The following is a 20,747-nucleotide window of genomic DNA, read 5'->3' as shown; positions in this document are numbered from 1 at the left end:
TGTTGCGTATTCATATTCTCTGGAAGGAAAAAACATGGCTGACATCTGGCTTCCCTCACTCAAGACAGCGACCCCGCAGGAGGGGTTCGACCTTGCCACCAAAATGGCGCGGGTCGGCGTCAAGGTCACCCAACCGTCCGCAGAAATTCGCGACAAGCTGCGCGCGGCCTACGATCAGGACACCGCGCAACTGATCGCCTCCTCACAGGTGATCGCCATCCATTTCCAGACGGTGGCGGCCGCCAACAATTACTGGCGCGACTGACGCCCTCGCCTACGACTGACGCCAGGGCGTCAGTCGCGTCAGCGTTTCAGTCACAGTTTCAGACCCCGCAACCGCAGCGCGTTGGCGATGACGCTGACCGACGACAGCGACATGGCGGCTGCTGCGATGATCGGTGACAGGAGCAGGCCGAAAGAAGGGTAGAGCACGCCTGCGGCAACCGGGATGCCGGCGGCATTGTAGATGAAGGCGAAGAACAGGTTCTGGCGGATGTTCGCCATCGTCGCCTCGGATAACCGCCGCGCCTTGACGATCCCCATCAGATCGCCCTTGAGCAGGGTGACGCCGGCGCTTTCGATGGCGACATCGGTGCCCGAGCCCATGGCGATCCCGACATCGGCGGCGGCAAGCGCGGGCGCGTCGTTGACGCCGTCGCCCGCCATCGCCACCACCCGGCCTCCTGCCTTGAGCCGGCTTATGACCGCGCTCTTTGCGTCCGGCAGCACGTCCGCTTCAACCTCATCGATGCCGAGTTGCCGCGCGACGGCTTCGGCCGTGGTTTTATTGTCGCCGGTCAGCATGACGATGCGGATGCCCTCGCCATGCAGCGCGTTCAGCGCCTCCTGCGTCGTCGCCTTGACCGGATCGGCGATGGCGAAGATGCCGCCGGCCCTGCCATCGATCCCGATATAGATCGCGGTGGCGCCATCATGACGCAACGCATCTGCCTGGCCGGACAATTCCGCGACGTCGACGTCGTGTTCCTTGAGGAACACCGCATTGCCGACCACGATCGCCTTGCCTTCGACGCTGCCGAGCGCGCCCTTGCCAAGCGGAGAGTCGAAATCCACTACGGGCGGGATGGCGATGCCCTTCTTCTCCGCCGCCTCCACGATCGCCAATGCCAGCGGATGTTCCGACGCCTTCTCGACACCGGCGGCAAGCCGCAGGATTTCCGTTTCGTCGAAGCCGGCCGCCGCAACGACCGCCGTCACCGACGGCTTGCCCTCGGTGAGCGTGCCGGTCTTGTCGACCACCAGCGTGTCGACCTTTTCCATATGCTCGAGCGCCTCGGCGTTCTTGATCAGGACGCCGGCACTAGCGCCCTTGCCGACGCCAACCATGATCGACATTGGCGTCGCCAGCCCAAGTGCGCAGGGACACGCGATGATCAGCACCGAAACGGCCACGACCAGCCCATAGGCAAAGCGCGGCTCCGGCCCCCAGATGCCCCAGACAATGAAGGCGAGAATTGCGATGACGATGACCAGCGGTACGAACCAGCCCGAGACGTGGTCGGCCATGCGCTGGATCGGCGCACGCGAACGCTGCGCATCGGCGACCATCTGGACGATCCGCGACAGCATCGTATCGCGGCCGACCTTTTCCGCACGGATCACCAGCGCCCCGGTCTGGTTCAGCGTACCGCCGATGACCTGATCGCCCACAGTGCGGGTGACAGGCATGGATTCGCCGGTAACCATCGCCTCGTCGAGCGATGAGCGTCCGTCCTCCACCACGCCATCGACCGGCACGGTCTCGCCGGGCCGCACGCGCAGCCTGTCGCCGAGAATAACGTGCTCGACCGGCACGTCTTCCTCTGTGCCGTCATCGCCGATGCGCCGCGCCGTCTTCGGCGCCAGATCAAGCAGCGCCCTGATCGCGCCCGAGGTCTGTTCGCGGGCGCGCAGTTCCAGCACTTGGCCAAGCAGCACCAGAACGGTGATGACCGCCGCCGCCTCGAAATAGACCGCGACCGTGCCATCTTCCGCGCGGAAAGCGGCGGGGAAAATTCCCGGCGCAAGGGCGGCGACGATGCTGTAGGCCCAGGCGACGCCGGTGCCCATGGCGATCAAAGTGAACATGTTGAGGCTGCGATTGATCAGCGAGGCCCAGGCGCGCTCGAAAAACGGCCATCCGCACCACAAAACCACCGGCGTCGCCAGAACGAGCTGAATCCAGATCGATATCCGCATTGGCACCAGATGGTGCAGGGCCGGGAAAAGATGACCGCCCATTTCGAGCACGAAGACCGGAGCGGCGAGAACCAGCCCGATCCAGAAACGCCGTGTCATGTCGGCGAGTTCGGGGCTGGGGCCGCTGTCGGCCGTCACCACCAGCGGCTCCAGCGCCATGCCGCAGATCGGGCAGCTTCCCGGCCCGTCCTGCCGGATCTCGGGATGCATCGGGCAGGTCCAGATCGCGCCCTCGGGCGCTTCCGGTATGGGCGACGCTTCCCCTGCAAGATATCGCGCCGGGTCCGCCTCGAATTTCGCATTGCAGGACGCCGAGCAGAAATAGTGAGTGTGGCCCCCATGGGTCAGGCGATGTTCTGCGGTTTGCGGGTCGACCTCCATCCCGCAGACCGGGTCCGTCACAAGATGCGCATGACCCGAATGGTCATGATCATGCGAATGGTGCCGATGCTCATCGTGTCCGTTCATTCTCTAACCCGCCGCCTCAATGGAACTTGGAAAACTCATCGTTTCGCTACGTTGCCAAATAGCGCGTTCAGCCCCTCGGCCATTGTCGGGTGCGCAAGAACCGCATCGCGCAGGACACTGTAGGACAGACCGCCAAGCATGGCCGCCTGCACCACGGCCATCACTTCCCCGGCCTCCGAGCCGATCATGGTAAAGCCTGCGATCCGATCCTGCGGATCGACCAGCGCCTTCATGAAGCCCGCGGTCTGCGATGTCGTCCGTGTCCGCAGCACCGCCTTCATCGGCAGTTTGACGACGCGCAAATCCATTCCATTGGCCCGCGCTTGCGCCTCGCTCATGCCGATGCGGGCCAGCGGCGGGTCGATGAACATGCAATAGGGCATCAGCCGCCCGGTGGTCGTTCTGTCTCCACCGTCGAGATTGTCCCGGATTATTCGGAAATCATCTAGCGAAGCGTGGGTGAATTGCGGACTTCCCGCGCATTCGCCGATGGCCCAAACGTCCTTTGCGGTCGTCTCCAGGCGATCGTTCACCTTGATGGTGCCGGGATCCGTCAGCGCAACCCCTGCCTCTTCAAGGCCGATGCCTCGCGTGTTGGGCGTGCGGCCGGCTGCAACCAGAATGTCTGTGCCTTCGATCATTCTCGAACCATCCGGCGTCCGAACGGTGACGCGCACGCTTCCGGCTGATCGGCCCTCCACGTTCGCAACTTCAGCCGACAAAAGCACCTCGACGCCCTCCGCCTCCAGGATCAGTCGGACCTCGTCGGAAACATCCTCATCCTCGCGCTTCAGCAGCCGCGGGCCACGGTCCACAACTGTGACGCGACTGCCGAAACGTCGATACGCCTGGGCAAGTTCAAGGCCGACATAGCCTCCGCCGAGAACAATCAGATGTGCCGGCAACCGGTCCAGTTCGAGCGCCTCGATATGAGTGAGCGGCCTGGTCTCGGCGAGGCCGGGAACAGGCGGAATGGTTGCATGCGTCCCAAGATTGAGGAACAGCTTTTCAGTGGCGAGCCGCCGCATCCCGCCGTCGTTCAAGGCAACTTGAATCGTCCCAGGCGCGACGAGGCGTGCATTGCCCATGACGAGTTCCGCGCCGGTCGCCTCGTAGCGCTCGAGATGAAACGCCACGAGGCTCTCGACCATGGCGCGCTTGCGCGCCACAACCGTCTTCATGTCGACCGAGACGGGGCCGGCGACAACGCCATACTCCCCGGCATGGGCAACGGTATGAGCGACACCCGCGCTCCAGATCTCGTTCTTGCTGGGCAGGCAGTTGATGTTGGGACACGAACCGCCGATCCAGCGCCGCTCCATGACGGCTACCTTCTGGCCGGCTTGCGCCATATCCCAGGCGAGGTATTTGCCGCCCTCGCCACTGCCGATCACGACAGCGTCGTAGCGCTCCGCTTCCGTCATCAACTACGTATCCTTCTGCAACAGCGACTCACCGCACGATGAAAATATGGCGCTCGGACATATATGCGGAATCATGTCATACTCTTGCGGGGTCGAACAATTACTGTTGCTTTTGCGGGCGGCCCCTTGAGGTGGCCTTACTGCCAGTATCCGTGCCGTCGCATCATTTCCAGGCCACGGCCTTAAAATGGGCCGGGATCATGGAGTGGAGTGGGTTCTGCTCCGGCTGTATTGCCCGGAAAGGGAACATGCTGGCTGCACAGGATTGGCCGACTTTCTGTAGGAGAAAATCATGTCGTTGAATGGCAAAGTCATTTTGGTAACCGGCGCTGGCCAGGGGATCGGACGCGGTATTGCGCTGCGGCTTGCAAAGGAAGGCGCTGATCTCGCGCTGGCCGACGTCAAGGCCGATAAGCTCGACTCCGTTCGCAAGGAAGTCGAAGCGCTCGGACGCAAGGCCACCACCGTCGTCGCCGATGTCAGCAAGCGCGACGAAGTCTACGCCGCCATCGACCATGCAGAGAAGCAACTCGGCGGGTTCGACGTCATGGTCAACAATGCCGGCATCGCCCAGGTCAAGCCGATCGCCGACGTCACGCCCGAGGACATGGACCTGATCTTCCGGATCAATGTCGACGGCGTGCTCTGGGGCATCCAGGCGGCTTCGCAGAAATTCAAGGATCGAGGTCAGAAGGGCAAGATCATCAATGCCTGCTCGATTGCCGGACATGACGGCTTCGCCATGCTCGGCGTCTATTCGGCAACCAAGTTCGCCGTGCGTGCGCTGACGCAAGCCGCCGCCAAGGAATATGCCAGCGCGGGCATCACGGTGAACGCCTACTGCCCCGGCATCGTCGGCACCGACATGTGGGTGGAGATCGACGAGCGCTTTTCCGAGATCACCGGAACGCCGAAGGGCGAAACCTACAAGAAATACGTCGAGGGCATCGCTTTGGGCCGCGCGCAGACACCGGAGGACGTGGCAGCGTTGGTCGCCTTCCTCGCGGGCGCCGATTCCGACTACATCACGGGACAGTCGATCCTGACCGATGGCGGTATCGTCTATCGATAAAGCCGCCTGCCAAATCGCGAACGTTCAGAAGCGCCCACACCGGGAAACGGCCTTGTGAGAATTTTTCTCTCCAGCGGAATGGTTCCGTCTGGAAGAACCGCGTTTTGTCGGAGAGAATTGTTCTCTTGTTGCTTGGCATGGTCATCGCCGCCTTCGGTCGCCATTCGCACTACAGGTTCTTGACCGGCAATCGACACCTGCTGAAGATCGATCGGTTTCCTCATCTACGCGCGTTTCGAGCGGGATTGCCGTCATCCGGTCAAACCCCTGACTGGTATGAAGGCTCTACAGGGCCGGCGTTGGATTGGCGTCGCAGTGAGGTCGCACTGCGCGCCCGGATCGGGTCGGCGAGTAGCCTGAGGCCGTTCAGCACCACCAGCACCGTGCCGCCTTCGTGTCCGACGACCGCGAGCGGCAGAGGCAGGGCGAAGAACAGGCTCGAGGCGACCAGAAGCAGCATCATGCCGATGGCGAAAATCAGATTCTGGCGGATAATCCGGTGGGTGCGCCGCGCCAGCCGATGCGCGGCGGCAAGCCGGGCCATGTCCTCCGACAACAGCGCGACATCGGCCGCCTGCAACGCGACATCGCTGCCCGCCGCGCCCATGGCGATGCCGACATCGGCGCGCGCCAGCGCGGCGGCGTCGTTCACCCCGTCGCCGACAAAGGCGACTTTCCCATTCCTCGCCAGTTCGCCCACCAGCCGGACCTTGTCTTCAGGCAGCAGATCGGCATGGACATGTTTTGCTTCCAGTCCGAGCTCCGCGGCGATCCGCAAGCCGACAGAGCGCCGGTCGCCGGTCATCATGGCGATGGTGCCCACCCCAGCCGCTCTGAGCGCAGCCAACCCCGCGGCCGAGGTCGCGCGCGGACGGTCGGCGACGGTGAGCGCGCCATAGACCCGATCTCCCCGCCCCAGCCACACCACGGTCTGGCTGCCGTCCGTCAGCTGCGCAAATTCGGGTGCGTCGAGCGATGCGCCCATGCGCGCGGCCATGCGCGGATTGCCGGCCCAGAGCGGGCCCACGGCATCCTCCCCCGTAATCCCCTCACTGGGCACGGTTTCCACATCGCGCACCACGGCGGCGGTTATGCCTTTTTCGTCGATGTGGCGGCGGATCGCATCGGCAATTGGATGTTCGGAATGCGCCTCGAGACCCGCGATCAATGACAGGAACCGCTCTTCGGCCTGTGCTCCCGTTTCCGACGCCACCACCTGTGTCACCTCGGCCTTGCCTGTTGTCAGCGTACCGGTCTTGTCGAAGGCGAAGATATCGACATCGGCCAGCGTCTCCAGCGCCGCGCCGCCCTTGAACAGCACGCCGCCGCGCGCGGCCGCCGCCAATGCCGAGAGGATCGCGGCCGGGACCGATATCACCACCGCGCAGGGGCTGGCCGCGACAAGCAGCGTCGCGGCGCGATAAAGCGCATCCTGCATCGTCCAGCCAAGCGCGAGGAATATCGCCAAAGCAAGCACCGCACCCACCAGCACCGCGATGGTGTAGCGCTGGCCGAACCAGGCGCTGAACCGTTCGGACGGAGCGCGTGCGGCCTGTGCCTCTGTCACCAGTTCGATCATCCGCGCCACCGTGCTTTCCGCGACCGGGCGGGTGACGCGGACCACCAGCACGGCGTTGAGGTTCACCGTGGCCTCAAACACCTTAGCACCCGGGCTTTTGCCGACCGGCATCGATTCGCCTGTGATCGTCGCCTCATCGAGCGAGCCTTCCCCTTCCGCCACCTCGCCATCGGCCGGCACCCGCGCGCCGGGCCGCAGCACCACCAGATCGCCGGCCACGAGATCGCCCACCGGAACTTCCGTGACGGCGCCCTCTGGGTCGCGTCTCAGCGCGGTGTCGGGGCGCAGCGCCATCAGCGCCTCGACCGCATGGCGCGCCCGGCCCATCGCCCGCTGCTCCAACGTGGTTGAGAGACTGAACAGCGTCAGCAGCACTGCCCCTTCAAGCGCGGCGCCGACCGCAGCGGCAGCAAGGGCTGCCACGATCATCAAAAGATCGATGTCGAGGATCCGCTCACGCCAGAGCGTGGTCAGGGCCCGAACCGCCGTCGGCACACCACCGGCCAGATAGACCAGCACGAGGCCGACCGGTCCCCATAGACCGGGGCTCAAAAAGGCATCGACAGTTGCAAGCGCCATCCCGGCAAGCGTGATGCCGGTCAATGCTGTCATGAAGCGGTCGGAAGAAAGATCGATTTGCAATTTGTGTTCCTGGCTGTGCCGCGACGGCGGCAGTGGCTGGGGAGACCGGCGATGATGCGCCGGATGGGCTGGCGATCTGTCCGGTCGATCAGGTTCCTGGTCGCTATTCCTTTCCATTATGACATTGAGCTTACCTCCAGAATCGCGCCGCCGGCAGCCGCGATCAGCACCACGAGCCAGGGCGGGAATCTCCAGCTCATCAAGGCCACGAAACAGGTCAGCGCCAGCGCAAAGTCGCGGGGCGAACCGATCGCGCTGATCCAGAGCGGATCGTAGAGCGCAGCGCCCAGAATGCCGACCACCGCAGCGTTCGCGCCTGCCATCGGCGCCCGCACGCCGGAGCGTGCGCGCAGTGTGTTCCAGAACGGCAGCGCGCCGACAAGCAGCAGGAAGCCCGGCAGGAAGATCGCAAGAAGGGCGAGCGTCGCGCCGGCGATCCCGTTCGGGCCGGGTTCGAGCAGCATGCCGAGATAGGCGGCGAAGGTGAATAGCGGCCCCGGCACCGCCTGGGCCGCGCCATAGCCGGCCAGGAACGCATCGGGCGTGACCCAGCCCGGGCGAACCACTTCGGCTTCCAGCAAAGGCAGGACCACATGGCCGCCACCGAATACCAGAGCACCGGCGCGATAGAACGCGTCGATCACCGCCAACCCCTGCGCGGGAAACAGCGCCGCCGCCAGCGGTAGGCCGAAGATCAGGATGAAGAACAGGGCCAGCGCGACTATCCCCGCCTGTCGCGAGACCGGGAAGGGCAGCGCTTCACCCGTCTCTCCCGCCGTGTCCCGGCAAAGCCAGAGCCCGGCAAGTCCACCGAGCAGAATTGCACCCACCTGGCCCGTCGCGCCCCCGATCAGCACCACCATCAGGACGGCGGCGAGCGCGATCGTCTGGCGTGAGCGGTCGGGGCAGAGCGTGCGCGCCATCCCCCAGACCGCCTGCGCCACGATGGCCACCGCCACCAGTTTCAACCCGTGGAGCACCCCGATGCCAAGCGGGCCTGAAAACGCCCCCGCTCCGAGCGCGAACAACAGCAGCAGCAGGGCGGAAGGCAAGGTAAACGCCACCCAGGCAGCCAGCGCACCCACCGGTCCGGCACGCTGCAAGCCCAATGCAAAGCCGACCTGGCTGGATGCTGGTCCCGGAAGGAATTGGCATAGCGCGACCAGATCGGCATAGCCACGATCCTCGATCCAGCCGCGCCGGGCGACGAATTCCTCGCGGAAATAGCCCAGATGCGCGATCGGTCCACCGAAGGAGGTGAGGCCCAGTTTCAGGAAGGCGGCCAGAACCTCGCCGGGCGTTCCTTGTCGTCCGCTTTGGGCCACGGCATTCAGCGTGTCATTGGCGGGCATGATGTCTCCGTGATGCTCGCGATTTCAGGGGCTTGCCAGGCGCTATGAGAAGACGCATCCCACATTGTCCCTGTATTGGAGCAATGGAACAGACTGGTGACTGCCGAAGCGCGCGCCTTGTTGCTCCATCAGCATCGCAAGCGGTGTCCACAGGACCGCACCCCGCAAGAGAGATAACGGATGAATCATGCCGTGGTTGTCCGGGGAGGACCCGCCTGTGGCCGGCGACCCTCCAGAAGATCGGCGTCAGCAGCGAGCGCGTCGGCCATGAAATCCATGAAGGCGCGGATACGGGCAGTGTTGCGCAGATCCTCATGGGTCAGCAGCCACAGATCGAGCCGGAAATCTTCCGGAAACATGGCGATGCGGACGAGGTCGGGCGTGCGGTCGGCCACGGCGCAAGGCAGTGGCGCAAGGCCGATTCCGGCCCTTGCCGCGGCAATCGCAGCCGAGATCGAATTGGTCCGGTAAATCGGCCGCACCGTCGGCAGCCAATCCGCCAACTGATGGCCAATCGCTCCATGTGACCGGCCGAAGCCGATCCAGTCATTGCCGGCAAGATCGTCATCGAGTCCGTGAGCGGCGCGTTCCGCCGAGACATAGGCTCCGAATGCCAGTCGGCCGACGCGCCGGCCGACCAATGTTTCCTGCGGGGTGTTGCCGATGCGCAGTGCGACATCGGCCTCGCGTCGGGTCAGGTCCAGGGGAGTGTCCGAAACGATCACTTCCAATTCGATCCCTGGCTGCGCTGCATGGAAGGCCGCCAGATGCGGCGGCAATAACCCGATCGCCAGCATATCGATGGCTGTGATGCGGATAAGCCCGCTCAGGCGCTGGTCCTGTCCGGTCACCTGACGCGACAGGGCGATAATCTCCTCATCGATCCGGATGGCGGTCTCGTGCATGGCCTCTCCGGCGCCCGTCAGCGCATAGCCATCCGGCAACCGCTCAAAGAGCCGGACACCCAGACGTTCCTCGAAGGCGCCGAGACGGCGAAACACGGTCGAGTGCGTTACGCCAAGGCTGCGTGCTGCTCCAGACAGCGTGCCCGCCCGGGCCACAGCGAGGAAAAAGCGCAGATCGTCCCAGTTCTGGTTCTGTGCATCCATGAAGGATCACCCCTTGCAAGCCTGCTCCGATTGCCGGCAGGCTGCCCCCATCTTGCCCGCAACACCGCGCGTTCGCATTGCCTCGTCAGAAAAGCTTGACCACGATCATCGCTCCATTAAGTATGTGACTGCTCACTTACTAGGTACTTTATGCGAAAATCCGCGGAATTGCGCAAGGCCGAAATCGTCGCGGCCGTCCTCGACCTGGCCGACCAGATCGGACCGGACCGGGTGACGACAGGCGCTGCGGCGTCGGCGGTGGGCGTAAGTCAGGCTGCCCTGTTCCGGCATTTCCCGACAAAGGCCGCGATGTGGCTTGCCGTGGCGGATCATGTGGCCGGGGAACTGGCTATGGAATGGCAGCGGGCACTGGCTGGGACTGATAACCCCCTCGACCGGGTCACAGCGCTCATGGCCGCGCAACTGGGACAGATTGCAGCCACACCGACGCTGCCCATGCTGCTGTTCTCGCGCGAGCTGAATGTCGGCAATGAGGATCTGCGCGCGGCCTTTCGAGGCCTGTTGATGAAGTTTCAGGCGCTGATTGTAGCCGAACTGGCTCGCGGTCAGGACGGCGGCTGCCTGCGCCGCGAAGTCGCCCCGGAGGATGCCGCCGTTCTGCTGACGTCGCTGGTGCAGGGCATGGCGATCCGCTGGTCGCTCGGGGCGCGCAACTTCTCGCTGATCGGGGAAGGAAAGCGGCTCCTTGAAGTACAACTTCGGCTTTTGACCGTGAAGGAAGATTAGGCCATGCGGCGTCGGTGGATGTTCGGTGCAGCGGCAGTGGTTCTCTTGTTCGGCGTGGGTGTGCTGTTCCTCACCGAGCGGCCGCTCACGGTCAACGTGGTGCAGGCCGAGCAGGATGTGGCCCTGCGCATCTACGGCCTCGGTTCGGTCGAGGCGCGGATTCTCAGCCGGGTGGGATTCGAGGTCGGGGCTGCCCTGACCGGGCTGGCCGCCGACGTCGGGGACCGGGTAGTCAGGGGGCAGGAACTGGCGACCCTCGATCCAGCCGAGCAGGAAGCGCGCACCGCCCGCGCCCGCGCCGCGGTCGAGGCCAATGTCGCCGCCCTCGCCCGCGCCGAGGCAACGGTGGCGCGTGCCAGTACCGTTCTGGCGCAGCGCCAGGCGGCAAATCAGCGTCAGCAGGGATTGGCGCAGCGCGATGTGACCTCGATCCAGCGCGCCGAGGAAGCGCAGCGCGACGAGGATGTGGCCCGTGCCGATCTTGCGGTTGCCGAGGCGGATGTGGCAGTGATCCGTGCTCAGGGCGCGGACGCTGCGGCAGCCCTGCAACAGGAGAATGTCCTTCTCGCCCGTCATCGGCTGAGCGCACCCTATGACGCGGTGATCGTCACGCGCCATGCCGAAGCGGGAACGGTGGTACGGGCCGGCGATCCGATCTTCACCCTGATCGCCCCGGAAACCGTCTGGATACAGGCCTATGTCGATGAGGAGCGCGCCGGCCAGCTTGCGCTTGGCCAGCCCGGCACGATCCGGCTGCGCTCGCAGCCGCAGGCTGAGTTCCAAGGCAGTATCGCCCGCATCGGGCTTGAAAGCGACCGGGTGAATGAGGAACGCCGAATCTGGCTGACCTGCACAGACTGCCCCCAGCCGCTGTATCTCGGCGAGCAGGCCGAGGTGCGCATCACCACCGGCAACCGCAACAGTGCGCTGATGGTGCCGGAGGTGGCGATCACCGGTTTCGACGGGCATCGCGGCCGGGTCTGGCTGGTGCGGGACGGACGGCTGGAGCAGGTCGAACTGTCCTTCGGCGCGCGCGACGATCGGGGCCGGGTCGAAGTCACGGGCAGCCTGCCGGACGATGCCGCCATCGTCGCCCGGATACCGCAAGGCGCGACCGAGGGGCGGCGGGCGCGGACCAGGACCACGCCATGAACCTTGCCCTCAAGGATATACGCCACGGACTGTTCCGCTTCGTCCTCACCTGTTTCGGGCTGGGGCTCTTGATGACAGTCGTGCTGTCGATGATCGGCATCTATAACGGCCTTGTCGCCGATGCGCTGGCGGTGGTGAAGGCGCCGGCAGCAGATGTCTGGGTGGTCGAGAGCGGCACTAAAGGGCCGTTCGCCGAAGCCTCGAACATCCCGCTGACCACGCGCGACGCCGTGGCGCGGATGCCCGGCGTGACTGAGGCCGGCGCGATCAATTTCCAGAACATCGAGGCTGCCCATGCCGGCGCTTCGCTGCGGCTCTACGTCATCGGCTACGAACCGGGACATCCCGGCGGCCCGCAGCGCATCGCCGAGGGGCGCGGCATCGGCACAAGCCATTTCGAACTGGTGGCAGACCGCAAGACTGGTCTTCTGACCGGCGAGACGATCCATCTCGGACGCAACCGCTTCATCGTGGTCGGGCTGGTCGAAGGGGCAATGAACGCGGGCGGCGATCCGGCGGTCTATATCACGCTGGCGGACGCGATGGCGCTACAGACAGAGCTTGACCCGGCAGCGCAGCGCGTTCAGGCGGCGCGGGGTACCGTTTCGGTCAAGTCCGCTTCGGTCGCGGCCGTGATCGCACGGTTAGCGCCGGGCGCGGATGTCGAATTGCTGACCGCGACCGTGCGGCAGTGGAAACATCTGGCGGCCCTGACGCAAGCCGAGCAAGAGGACATTCTGGTCTCCTCGGTGGTCGATCTGGCGCGGCGGCAAATCGGCCTGTTTCTCGGCATCCTGCTCAGTGTTTCAGCGGTGGTGATCGCGCTCATCATCTACACGATGACGATGGAGAAGCTGAAGCAGATCGCTACACTGAAGCTGATCGGCGCGCCCGACCGCACCATCATCGGGCTGATCGTGCAGCAGGCGCTGATCCTCGGCGCTTCAGGCTGGGGGATCGGGCTCGTGCTGATCCTGACGGTGAAGGACTATTTCCCACGCCGGGTGGTGCTGGAGCCGTTCAACGTGATGGTGCTGGCCGGGATCATCTTCGCCGTCTGCATCGCCGCCTCGGGTCTTGGCGTACGGGCGGCAATGAAGGTCGATCCGGCCACGGCTCTGGGGAGCTGACATGACGGACGGCGAAATCCTGATCGACGTGAAGGGTGTGGCCAAGCATTTTGGGGACGGCGAAACCCGTGTCGATGCGCTGCGCGACGTCGACCTTCAGGTTCGCGCCGGCGAGGTGATCGCTCTTCTTGGCCCCTCCGGCTCGGGCAAGACCACGCTGCTCAACGTCATCGGCTGCATCCTGGCGCCATCGGCGGGCAAGGTGACGCTGGACGGCGAGACGGTGTTCGACGGGCAATGGCTGCGGCGCGACCTGAGGAGGCTCAGGCTCGACAAGATCGGCTTCATCTTCCAGACCCATAACCTTTTGCCTTTCCTGACTGCGGAGGAGAACGTCGCCGTGGTCCTCGACCTCGCCGGCTGGTCGGTTGAGAAGGGTCGCGCGCGTGCCGGCGATCTGCTCGGTTATCTCGAGGTCGACCACCGCGCCGCGGCCAAGCCAGCGCTCCTGTCGGGTGGCGAGGCGCAGCGAGTGGCCATTGCGCGGGCGCTGGCCAACCGTCCCCGCATCATCCTAGCCGACGAACCGACCGCCGCGCTCGACGGCAAGCGGGCCGGACTGGTGATGGACCTTCTGCGCAAGCTTGCCGTCGAGCAGGAAGCCTGCATCGTCACCGTCACCCATGACGAGAAGATTTTTGACCGTTTCGACCGCCTGGTCCACCTGCGCGACGGCAGGCTGGCCGACGCGTGACACCGGAGGACACCATGACCGCAAGGCCACTTTCCCATTCTATCACCGCAGTTGTGGCGATCGTGTTTGGCCTGGCTACCGTCATTTCGGGCGGCCGCGCGCTCTTCGGCGGCGCTGATATGGGAGCGGTGGTTCCCTTCGTGCTGTGGTTCAATTTCGTGGCGGGCTTCGCCTATCTGCTGGCAGGGATCGGACTATGGCGCGGCACGGCCTGGGCGCCTGCCCTGTCCATCGGTATCGCGGCGGCAACGGCCGTGGTCTTCGTTTTCTTCCTTTGGCACGTCTGGCGCGGCGGGGCCTACGAGAGCCGCACGATGGCCGCGATGGTCCTGCGGCTCGGCATCTGGGTTGCCATTTCGACAGTTGCGGTAAAGATCCGATGGCCACGATAGTGGTGCGCGACGACTGTGCTGGCGAGTCGACAGGCATTCGCTACGTCCAGTATCGCGATATGGCGAAGTTGGATCGAACTAACCTTTGGCAAACCTAACCACTAAATGACAGGGCAACTATGCAGGTACTTGTTTTTAACGCCGGCAGTTCCAGCCTCAAGTTCGGCATCTTCAGCGTGACGACTGAAACACACGAAGTGTTCAAGGGTTCTTATGAGCGCTTTCGGGCCGGAGGATGCGAATGCCGTTTTCGGCATGGAGAAACCGACGAGCGGGGTGCGGTCGAATTCGATAGTCCCAGCGAAGCGCTGAAAGTGGTTCCGGCCGCGCTGAAGCGTTTCGGGCTCGACGCAATCGACGCTGTCGGGCACAGGATCGTCCATGGCGGCGCAAGGTTTACCTCGCCGACACTGTTGACGACGAGACAGTCGAGGCCATCGAAGCCCTGACACCGCTGGCTCCTTTGCACAACCCGGCGAACTTGGAAGCAGTCAGGCTCTGCCGCGGCCTATGGCCGGACATAAGCCAAGTGGCCGTGTTCGACACGGCCTTCCACCTCGACAACCCAGCCTTCGCAAACACCTATGCGGTGCCGGCAAGGTGGCGGGATGCCGGTCTGCGCCGCTACGGGTTTCATGGTACCTCTCACAAATATGTGGCCGAGAGGGCGGCCCAAGAGATCGGCCGGCCGTTTTCCGACCTCCAACTGGTGAGCATTCATCTCGGCAACGGCGCCAGCATCTGCGCCGTCAACCGCGGGCACAGCATGGACAGTTCGATGGGCATGACGCCGCTCGAGGGGCTGGTGATGGGTACCCGCTCCGGTGACGTGGACCCAGGCGCGTTTGGCTTTCTGTCGCGCGAACTTCAGCTTTCGGTGCAGGAGATCGAGGATGCGCTCTATTACGAGAGCGGGCTGAAGGGGCTGGCAGGCTCGTCCGACATGCGCGACATTGAAGACAGGGCGGCTAAGGGCGACCCCGAGGCCCAACTCGCGATCGAGATCTACGCATACCGCGCCAAAAAGTATGTCGGGGCTTATGCTGCAGCGATGGGAGGACTGTCAATCGCCTCTATACGTTCCAGCTCCGCTTCGGAGAGCCCGAGTTTCAGGCGTTCGTGGACCGCTGGCTCGGCGTCGCACGCAAATGGGACGAACCCGTTCTTGATCCCGGTCTGCCGGGGATCATTCCACCGGACGCAGCGGATTGACGAACTCCAGCCCGGCAAAGTCCTTCTCGTTGTCCGTAACCACAATGCAGTCGTTTGCACCTGCGACAGAAGCGATGATCATGTCGAGAGCGCTGCGCGGGCGGCCAGCGGCCTTGCCGTCCGCCATTAATCGCGCCCAGATCAGGCCCGCTTTGTCATCGAACGAGAGAATGCGGCCGGCGAACAACTCTTGCGGCCCCTCCGGTCCCGAAAACCAGGCATCGAGAGCATCGCGCTTCTTGCCGCGTGGCTTTTCGAGAACGCCACGCCGAATTTCTGCGATGGTCAACGAGGCGACGAACAGGTTTTCGTCGCGTTGCTCCGCCCACCACGCCAGTAGCGATTCCGACGGCTGCGGCTTGACGATGTTGCTGAGGATGTTCGTATCGAGGAGGTAGCGCGTCACAGGTCGACCCGGCGCCCTTCCTCGCGCGGCCGCGACAGGTCGAGATCGGCGCCGACCAGAGGCGAGCGGCGCAGGGCCGACAGGATGTCCCCAGATTTCGGCGGCTCGCCGGCAACCAGAGCCTTGATGGTCTGCCGGGCTTCTTCCGCTTCCGGCCCCTCCTCGGCCAGATGCCGGGCAAGCGACCGGATCAGCTCACGGTCGGCTTCCAGCGCCAGAACCTCGAAGCGCTTGAAGCCACGCTGCGTCAGGCGTGTCCGGTAATTCTCGATCGCTCTCTTCTGTGCGGCATTGCTCATGGCTGGCCTCCGTGTTATATATCCTGACATATAGCCGATGTCGGCCTTGTAAACAAGGGATGTCAGCGATGCCACGAGACTCGCACCACAGGCCATTTGTGCAGAAGAATACTGCGCGTTCCCGCCAGTATTTTCCATATGCTGTGGCACGCCATGCTTCGCCCGAGCGCGACAACGCCGCCGTTGTCGCCCCGGCCGCCGCCAATTATACGGCTTTGATTTCAGTTGCTTACGTCAGAAACGCCGGGGATGCTGCAAGTTATGACCTTGCGAGCCCCCGGAAACAAATCCAAGATGACTGGAAGCGAGCGCGAAGCGCTGCTCGAATCTCTGTTGCTGGAAGAGCCGGAGCTGACGTTCACATCGCGGGGCGATCCCGATCCACGTCTTCTGCGTCTGGTCGATTTCCTGGCTCGTCAGGCGGCGCGGGAGTGCTACGCCGAGGAAGTTCAGATGATGAAGCGGCGGAGGAAGCGCCCCTCCTGATGCTTCGGGGAGAAGTGCATTGAAGGTCGCGATTTACGCCCGCTATTCGTCCGACAACCAGCGCGAGGCGTCCATCGCCGACCAGTTCCGCATGTGCCGCCTGCGGGCGGAAAAGGAAGGCTGGACGGTCGTCGAGGAATATTCCGATCACGCCATCTCAGGCTCCAGCATGATCCAGCGTCCCGGCATCCAGGCGCTGATCATGGATTCCGCGCGAGGCCGGTTCGACATGATCCTGGCCGAGGCACTGGACCGGATCAGCCGTGACCAGGAAGACATCGCCGGCATCTACAAGCGCATGCGCTATGCCGACGTGAAGATGTTCACCCTGTCGGAGGGTGAGATCAGCGAGTTGCATGTCGGGCTCAAGGGCACGATGAATGCGCTGTTCCTGAAGGATTTGGCCGACAAGACCCGCCGAGGGCAACGCGGCCGCGTCGAGGCCGGCAAGTCCGGCGGCGGCAATTCCTACGGCTACGATGTGGTGAAGAAATTCGATGCCAACGGTGAGCCAATCCGGGGTGACCGCACCATCAACGAAGCGCAGGCCAATGTCGTGCGCCGCATCTTCCGTGACTATGCGGCTGGCAAATCGGCCAAGACCATCGCCTTTGCCCTGAACAAGGATGGTATTCCCGCCCCTTCGGGTGGGCATTGGGGTTTCAGCACCATCAACGGCAATCCGAAACGCGGGAACGGCATCCTTAACAACGAGATGTATGTCGGCAAGATCGTCTGGAATCGCCAGCGCTTCGTCAAAGACCCGGATACCGGCAAGCGGCAGGCTCGGCCCAACCCGGAAGAGGAATGGGTGATCCAGGAGGCGCCGGAGTTGCGCATCCTCGATGACGACCTCTGGAACGTCGTGAAAGCCCGCCAAGGCGAAATGCGGACCGAACGGGATGAGAGCGGCATCGCCGACGTCAGCAAGATGAACTACCGTCGCCGCCCCAAATACCTGTTCTCGGGTTTGACCAAATGTGCCTGCTGCGGAGGCGGCTACTCCGCCATCTCTCAGAAGCTGATCGGTTGTTCGACAGCGCGCAACAAGGGCACCTGCGACAATCGAGTCAACATTCGCCGCGACGAGTTGGAAGCCCGCGTGCTGAACGCCCTTCGCACTCGATTGGTCGATCCCGAGATGTTCGCCCGCTTCTGCGAGGTGTTCACGCAGGAGATGAACCGTCTGCGCATGGAAGGCCGCGCCGGCATCGCATCGGCCGAAGCCGAGATCGGAAAGATCGAGCGCGAGTTGGCGAAGCTGCTGACCGCAATCAAGGCTGGTGGACCGATAGAGGCCATCGTGGAAGACATGAAGCGGCTGGAGGCTCGGAAGACCGAGCTGGTTACGTTCCTCGCCGAGGCCGACGAGCCGCCTCCACTGCTGCATCCCTCAATGGCGCTCCAGTACCGGAAGCGCGTTCAGCAGTTCTACGAAGCCTTGCAGGACGAAGAGGAAGAGAAGCGGATCGAGGCGGCGGACATCCTGCGCTCGCTGGTGGACAAGATCGTGCTGACGCCGGTGGATGGGAAGGTGGAGATCGACGTTCAGGGCGATCTCGCTGGAATCCTTATGATTTCCGCACAACCGAAAAACCCCGCCGGAGAGCGGGGTGGATCGCAAGTAAAGATGGTTGCGGGGGCAGGATTTGAACCTGCGGCCTTCAGGTTATGAGCCTGACGAGCTACCGGGCTGCTCCACCCCGCGTTATTTGTTTAGTTTTGCATGCAAAAGGGCCGCTTTGAGGGCGGCCCGCTATCGGCTTGGGCCGAATGTGTGATGAGAAGACTGTTGATTGCCTTTAGCAGACCTGGCAGCGACCTACTCTCCCGCGTCTTAAGACGAAGTACCATTGGCGCTGGGGCGTTTCACGGCCGTGTTCGGAATGGGAACGGGTGCGGCCACCCCGCCATAACCACCAGGTCGGCTAAGGGCAATCAATGAGAAGCTGGTAGAAGGCAAAGCCTTCGTTTGTCTTGTTTTGTGAACACGTCTTTTCTTCTTTGGGCAACGGAGCATCGCTCCGCAAGGCCAGAGGCCGTCGCGCCTCGTGGCGCGGCCCGTCCGGAGCGCTTTGGCGCGTCAGGACAGAAGATATGGCTCATCGAATTTATTCGATGAGCATGAACAATGAGAACGATCAAGCCAATCGAGCTATTAGTACCGGTAAGCTTCACACATTGCTGCGCTTCCACACCCGGCCTATCAACGTGGTCGTCTTCCACGGCTCTCAAGGGAATACTCGTTTTCAGGTTGGTTTCCCGCTTAGATGCCTTCAGCGGTTATCCATTCCATATATAGCTACCCTGCTATGCCCTTGGCAGGACAACAGGTCCACCAGAGATATGTCCATCCCGGTCCTCTCGTACTAGGGACAGATCCTGTCAATATTCCTACACCCACGGCAGATAGGGACCGAACTGTCTCACGACGTTCTGAACCCAGCTCACGTACCGCTTTAATTGGCGAACAGCCAAACCCTTGGGACCTGCTCCAGCCCCAGGATGCGATGAGCCGACATCGAGGTGCCAAACAACCCCGTCGATATGGACTCTTGGGGGTCATCAGCCTGTTATCCCCGGCGTACCTTTTATCCGTTGAGCGATGGCCCTTCCACGCGGGACCACCGGATCACTATGACCGACTTTCGTCTCTGCTCGACTTGTCAGTCTCGCAGTCAGGCGGGCTTATGCCATTGCACTCGACGACCGATTTCCGACCGGTCTGAGCCCACCATCGCGCGCCTCCGTTACTCTTTCGGAGGCGACCGCCCCAGTCAAACTACCCACCATACACGGTCCCGGATCCGGATAACGGACCGCGGTTAGACATCCATGACGATAAGGGTGGTATTTCAAGGATGGCTCCACAGAAACTGGCGTCCCTGCTTCAAAGCCTACCACCTATCCTACACATGCCGACACGAATGCCAGTGTAAAGCTATAGTAAAGGTGCACGGGGTCTTTCCGTCTAACCGCAGGAACCCCGCATCTTCACGGGGAATTCAATTTCACTGAGTCTGCGTTGGAGACAGCGGGGAAGTCGTTACGCCATTCGTGCAGGTCGGAACTTACCCGACAAGGAATTTCGCTACCTTAGGACCGTTATAGTTACGGCCGCCGTTTACTGGGGCTTCGATTCAAAGCTTGCACCTCTCCTCTTAACCTTCCAGCACCGGGCAGGCGTCAGACCCTATACGTCGTCTTGCGACTTCGCAGAGCCCTGTGTTTTTGATAAACAGTCGCTACCCCCTGGTCTGTGCCACCCCAAAACACTTGCGTGCCTTGGGGTCACGCTTCTTCCGAAGTTACGCGTGCAATTTGCCGAGTTCCTTCAACGCAGTTCTCTCAAGCGCCTTGGTATGCTCTACCTGACCACCTGTGTCGGTTTCGGGTACGGTCTATACGGTGGAGCTATTTCCTGGAACCGCTTCCCTGCCCACCCAATCCAATAAGGATGAACAAGTTACGCAATCCGTCACTACCACCAGGCCCACGAATATTAACGTGGTTCCCATCGACTACGCGTGTCCGCCTCGTCTTAGGGGCCGGCTAACCCTGCTCAGATTAACTTTAAGCAGGAACCCTTGGTCTTTCGGCGAGGGAGTCTCTCACTCCCTTTATCGTTACTCATGTCAACATTCGCACTTCCGATACCTCCAGAGGCCCTCACGGGTCCTCCTTCGCAGGCTTACGGAACGCTCCGCTACCACTGGACTTGCGTCCAATCCTCAGCTTCGGTGCATGGCTTTAGCCCCGTTACATTTTCGGCGCAAAACCCCTTAATTAGACCAGTGAGCTGTTACGCTTTCTTTAAATGATGGCTGCTTCTAAGCCAACATCCTGGTTGTTTTGGGAGTCTCACATCCTTTCCCACTTAGCCATGACTTGGGGACCTTAGCTGGAGGTCAGGGTTGTTGCCCTTTTCACGACGGACGTTAGCACCCGCCGTGTGTCTGCCGACTAGTACTCCTCGGTATTCGGAGTTTGGTTAGGATCAGTAAGACGGTGAGTCCCCATAGCCCATCCAGTGCTCTACCCCCGAGGGTATTCGGTCGACGCTCTACCTAAATAGATTTCGCGGAGAACCAGCTATCTCCGAGTTTGATTGGCCTTTCACCCCTAGCCACAAGTCATCCCAATCTATTGCAACAGATGCGGGTTCGGTCCTCCAGTTGGTGTTACCCAACCTTCAACCTGCTCATGGCTAGATCACTCGGTTTCGGGTCTAATGCAACTAACTGAACGCCCTGTTCAGACTCGCTTTCGCTGCGCCTACACCTACCGGCTTAAGCTTGCTAGTTACACTAAGTCGTTGACCCATTATACAAAAGGTACGCCGTCAGCCTTGCGGCCTCCGACTGCTTGTAGGCAACCGGTTTCA

General features: G+C 62.7%; 17 protein-coding genes, 1 tRNA gene, 2 rRNA genes and 2 pseudogenes (1 of these 22 only partly in view). 10 read left to right on the top strand and 12 right to left on the bottom strand.

From position 1 onward, the window contains the following. Positions 1 to 34 precede the first annotated feature (34 nt). Positions 35 to 265 carry a hexameric tyrosine-coordinated heme protein gene (locus tag K8M09_RS02450; RefSeq protein WP_009450582.1) on the top strand — a complete coding sequence of 77 codons (231 nt, stop codon included), beginning with the start codon at positions 35 to 37 and terminating at the stop codon, positions 263 to 265. 50 nt (positions 266 to 315) lie between these two features. On the opposite strand, the gene K8M09_RS02445 is transcribed toward K8M09_RS02450, so the two are convergent. Further along, positions 316 to 2,667: a heavy metal translocating P-type ATPase gene (locus K8M09_RS02445; RefSeq protein ID WP_160787804.1), complete on the bottom strand. Its 2,352-nt coding sequence runs from the start codon at positions 2,665 to 2,667 to the stop codon at positions 316 to 318. 35 nt (positions 2,668 to 2,702) lie between these two features. Then, on the bottom strand, positions 2,703 to 4,091 hold the full coding sequence (locus K8M09_RS02440; RefSeq protein WP_009450584.1) for a mercuric reductase: 1,389 nt from the start codon (positions 4,089 to 4,091) through the stop codon (positions 2,703 to 2,705). A gap of 292 nt (positions 4,092 to 4,383) precedes the next feature. Here K8M09_RS02440 and K8M09_RS02435 point away from each other — a divergent pair, with 292 nt between their 5' ends. Next, positions 4,384 to 5,163: an acetoin reductase gene (locus K8M09_RS02435; protein WP_009450585.1), complete on the top strand. Its 780-nt coding sequence runs from the start codon at positions 4,384 to 4,386 to the stop codon at positions 5,161 to 5,163. Here K8M09_RS02435 and K8M09_RS02430 read toward each other — a convergent pair. The 4 genes from K8M09_RS02430 to K8M09_RS02415 all read right to left on the bottom strand — a co-directional run bounded on the left by K8M09_RS02430 (position 5,154) and on the right by K8M09_RS02415 (position 9,845). Beyond that, complete coding sequence (locus K8M09_RS02430; protein WP_137390480.1) at positions 5,154 to 5,387, bottom strand: hypothetical protein; 234 nt, start codon at positions 5,385 to 5,387, stop codon at positions 5,154 to 5,156. The two genes, K8M09_RS02435 and K8M09_RS02430, sit on opposite strands and share 10 nt — an antisense overlap. A 35-nt stretch (positions 5,388 to 5,422) precedes the next feature. Further along, positions 5,423 to 7,384, bottom strand: coding sequence for a heavy metal translocating P-type ATPase (locus K8M09_RS02425; RefSeq protein WP_009450586.1), 1,962 nt, complete (start codon positions 7,382 to 7,384; stop codon positions 5,423 to 5,425). 116 nt (positions 7,385 to 7,500) lie between these two features. After that, positions 7,501 to 8,736 (bottom strand): chromate efflux transporter, encoded by a 1,236-nt coding sequence (gene chrA / locus K8M09_RS02420; protein WP_160787803.1) that lies wholly within the window; start codon positions 8,734 to 8,736, stop codon positions 7,501 to 7,503. Between the two features lie 185 nt (positions 8,737 to 8,921). Then, positions 8,922 to 9,845, bottom strand: a complete 924-nt coding sequence (locus K8M09_RS02415; RefSeq protein ID WP_009450588.1) for a LysR family transcriptional regulator — start codon at positions 9,843 to 9,845, stop codon at positions 8,922 to 8,924. Between the two features lie 168 nt (positions 9,846 to 10,013). Here K8M09_RS02415 and K8M09_RS02410 point away from each other — a divergent pair, with 168 nt between their 5' ends. The 6 genes and pseudogenes from K8M09_RS02410 to K8M09_RS23765 all read left to right on the top strand — a co-directional run. Continuing rightward, positions 10,014 to 10,592, top strand: coding sequence for a TetR/AcrR family transcriptional regulator (locus K8M09_RS02410; protein WP_090615767.1), 579 nt, complete (start codon positions 10,014 to 10,016; stop codon positions 10,590 to 10,592). An 18-nt stretch (positions 10,593 to 10,610) separates the two neighbouring features. After that, positions 10,611 to 11,744, top strand: coding sequence for an efflux RND transporter periplasmic adaptor subunit (locus K8M09_RS02405; RefSeq protein WP_084496653.1), 1,134 nt, complete (start codon positions 10,611 to 10,613; stop codon positions 11,742 to 11,744). Continuing rightward, the gene (locus tag K8M09_RS02400) at positions 11,741 to 12,874 is read left to right on the top strand and encodes an ABC transporter permease (protein ID WP_160787802.1); all 1,134 of its coding nucleotides are present in this window, start codon (positions 11,741 to 11,743) and stop codon (positions 12,872 to 12,874) included. The genes K8M09_RS02405 and K8M09_RS02400 overlap by 4 nt, the downstream gene beginning before the upstream one ends. A gap of 1 nt (position 12,875) precedes the next feature. Next, positions 12,876 to 13,568: an ABC transporter ATP-binding protein gene (locus tag K8M09_RS02395; protein ID WP_009450594.1), complete on the top strand. Its 693-nt coding sequence runs from the start codon at positions 12,876 to 12,878 to the stop codon at positions 13,566 to 13,568. Positions 13,569 to 13,582: 14 nt separating this feature from the next. Further along, a complete protein-coding gene (locus tag K8M09_RS02390) occupies positions 13,583 to 13,960 on the top strand; it encodes a hypothetical protein (RefSeq protein WP_160787801.1) in 378 nt (125 codons plus the stop codon). Positions 13,961 to 14,079: 119 nt separating this feature from the next. Beyond that, positions 14,080 to 14,957 (top strand): annotated as a pseudogene (locus tag K8M09_RS23765) (acetate/propionate family kinase); the annotation flags it as partial. A gap of 189 nt (positions 14,958 to 15,146) precedes the next feature. On the opposite strand, the gene K8M09_RS02375 reads toward K8M09_RS23765, so the two are convergent. Continuing rightward, a complete protein-coding gene (locus tag K8M09_RS02375; protein ID WP_009450599.1) occupies positions 15,147 to 15,578 on the bottom strand; it encodes a PIN domain-containing protein in 432 nt (143 codons plus the stop codon). Further along, on the bottom strand, positions 15,575 to 15,877 hold the full coding sequence (locus K8M09_RS02370; RefSeq protein WP_009450601.1) for a hypothetical protein: 303 nt from the start codon (positions 15,875 to 15,877) through the stop codon (positions 15,575 to 15,577). The genes K8M09_RS02375 and K8M09_RS02370 overlap by 4 nt, the downstream gene beginning before the upstream one ends. A 294-nt stretch (positions 15,878 to 16,171) precedes the next feature. Here K8M09_RS02370 and K8M09_RS02365 point away from each other — a divergent pair, with 294 nt between their 5' ends. Further along, the gene (locus K8M09_RS02365) at positions 16,172 to 16,363 is read left to right on the top strand and encodes a hypothetical protein (protein WP_229342097.1); all 192 of its coding nucleotides are present in this window, start codon (positions 16,172 to 16,174) and stop codon (positions 16,361 to 16,363) included. A gap of 19 nt (positions 16,364 to 16,382) precedes the next feature. Beyond that, positions 16,383 to 17,423 (top strand): annotated as a pseudogene (locus K8M09_RS23715) (recombinase family protein); the annotation flags it as partial. Positions 17,424 to 17,756: 333 nt separating this feature from the next. Here K8M09_RS23715 and K8M09_RS23710 read toward each other — a convergent pair. The 4 genes from K8M09_RS23710 to K8M09_RS02345 form a co-directional block, all read right to left on the bottom strand. Then, positions 17,757 to 17,951 (bottom strand): hypothetical protein, encoded by a 195-nt coding sequence (locus K8M09_RS23710; RefSeq protein ID WP_324256106.1) that lies wholly within the window; start codon positions 17,949 to 17,951, stop codon positions 17,757 to 17,759. Positions 17,952 to 17,994: 43 nt separating this feature from the next. Beyond that, positions 17,995 to 18,071 (bottom strand) — tRNA-Met (locus tag K8M09_RS02355). A gap of 101 nt (positions 18,072 to 18,172) precedes the next feature. Beyond that, positions 18,173 to 18,287 (bottom strand): 5S ribosomal RNA (gene rrf / locus K8M09_RS02350). A gap of 213 nt (positions 18,288 to 18,500) precedes the next feature. Then, positions 18,501 to 20,747, bottom strand: a 23S ribosomal RNA gene (locus K8M09_RS02345); it runs 550 nt beyond the window's last position.

Origin of the sequence: Shinella zoogloeoides, assembly GCF_020883495.1 — a bacterium.
Lineage (GTDB): Bacteria > Pseudomonadota > Alphaproteobacteria > Rhizobiales > Rhizobiaceae > Shinella > Shinella zoogloeoides.
Note: the sequence above shows the minus strand (reverse complement) of the source record. Positions and strands in the feature narration are given on the sequence as shown.

What these genes read in the sequence shown, in the direction of transcription:
- K8M09_RS02450 (WP_009450582.1), top strand. Translation starts at nt 35, where the DNA reads ATGGCTGACATCTGGCTTCCCTCACTCAAGACAGCGACCCCGCAGGAG.
- K8M09_RS02445 (WP_160787804.1), bottom strand. Translation starts at nt 2,667, where the DNA reads ATGAACGGACACGATGAGCATCGGCACCATTCGCATGATCATGACCAT.
- K8M09_RS02440 (WP_009450584.1), bottom strand. Translation starts at nt 4,091, where the DNA reads ATGACGGAAGCGGAGCGCTACGACGCTGTCGTGATCGGCAGTGGCGAG.
- K8M09_RS02435 (WP_009450585.1), top strand. Translation starts at nt 4,384, where the DNA reads ATGTCGTTGAATGGCAAAGTCATTTTGGTAACCGGCGCTGGCCAGGGG.
- K8M09_RS02430 (WP_137390480.1), bottom strand. Translation starts at nt 5,387, where the DNA reads ATGAGGAAACCGATCGATCTTCAGCAGGTGTCGATTGCCGGTCAAGAA.
- chrA (WP_160787803.1), bottom strand. Translation starts at nt 8,736, where the DNA reads ATGCCCGCCAATGACACGCTGAATGCCGTGGCCCAAAGCGGACGACAA.
- K8M09_RS02415 (WP_009450588.1), bottom strand. Translation starts at nt 9,845, where the DNA reads ATGGATGCACAGAACCAGAACTGGGACGATCTGCGCTTTTTCCTCGCT.
- K8M09_RS02405 (WP_084496653.1), top strand. Translation starts at nt 10,611, where the DNA reads ATGTTCGGTGCAGCGGCAGTGGTTCTCTTGTTCGGCGTGGGTGTGCTG.
- K8M09_RS02400 (WP_160787802.1), top strand. Translation starts at nt 11,741, where the DNA reads ATGAACCTTGCCCTCAAGGATATACGCCACGGACTGTTCCGCTTCGTC.
- K8M09_RS02395 (WP_009450594.1), top strand. Translation starts at nt 12,876, where the DNA reads ATGACGGACGGCGAAATCCTGATCGACGTGAAGGGTGTGGCCAAGCAT.
- K8M09_RS02390 (WP_160787801.1), top strand. Translation starts at nt 13,583, where the DNA reads ATGACCGCAAGGCCACTTTCCCATTCTATCACCGCAGTTGTGGCGATC.
- K8M09_RS02370 (WP_009450601.1), bottom strand. Translation starts at nt 15,877, where the DNA reads ATGAGCAATGCCGCACAGAAGAGAGCGATCGAGAATTACCGGACACGC.
- K8M09_RS02365 (WP_229342097.1), top strand. Translation starts at nt 16,172, where the DNA reads ATGACTGGAAGCGAGCGCGAAGCGCTGCTCGAATCTCTGTTGCTGGAA.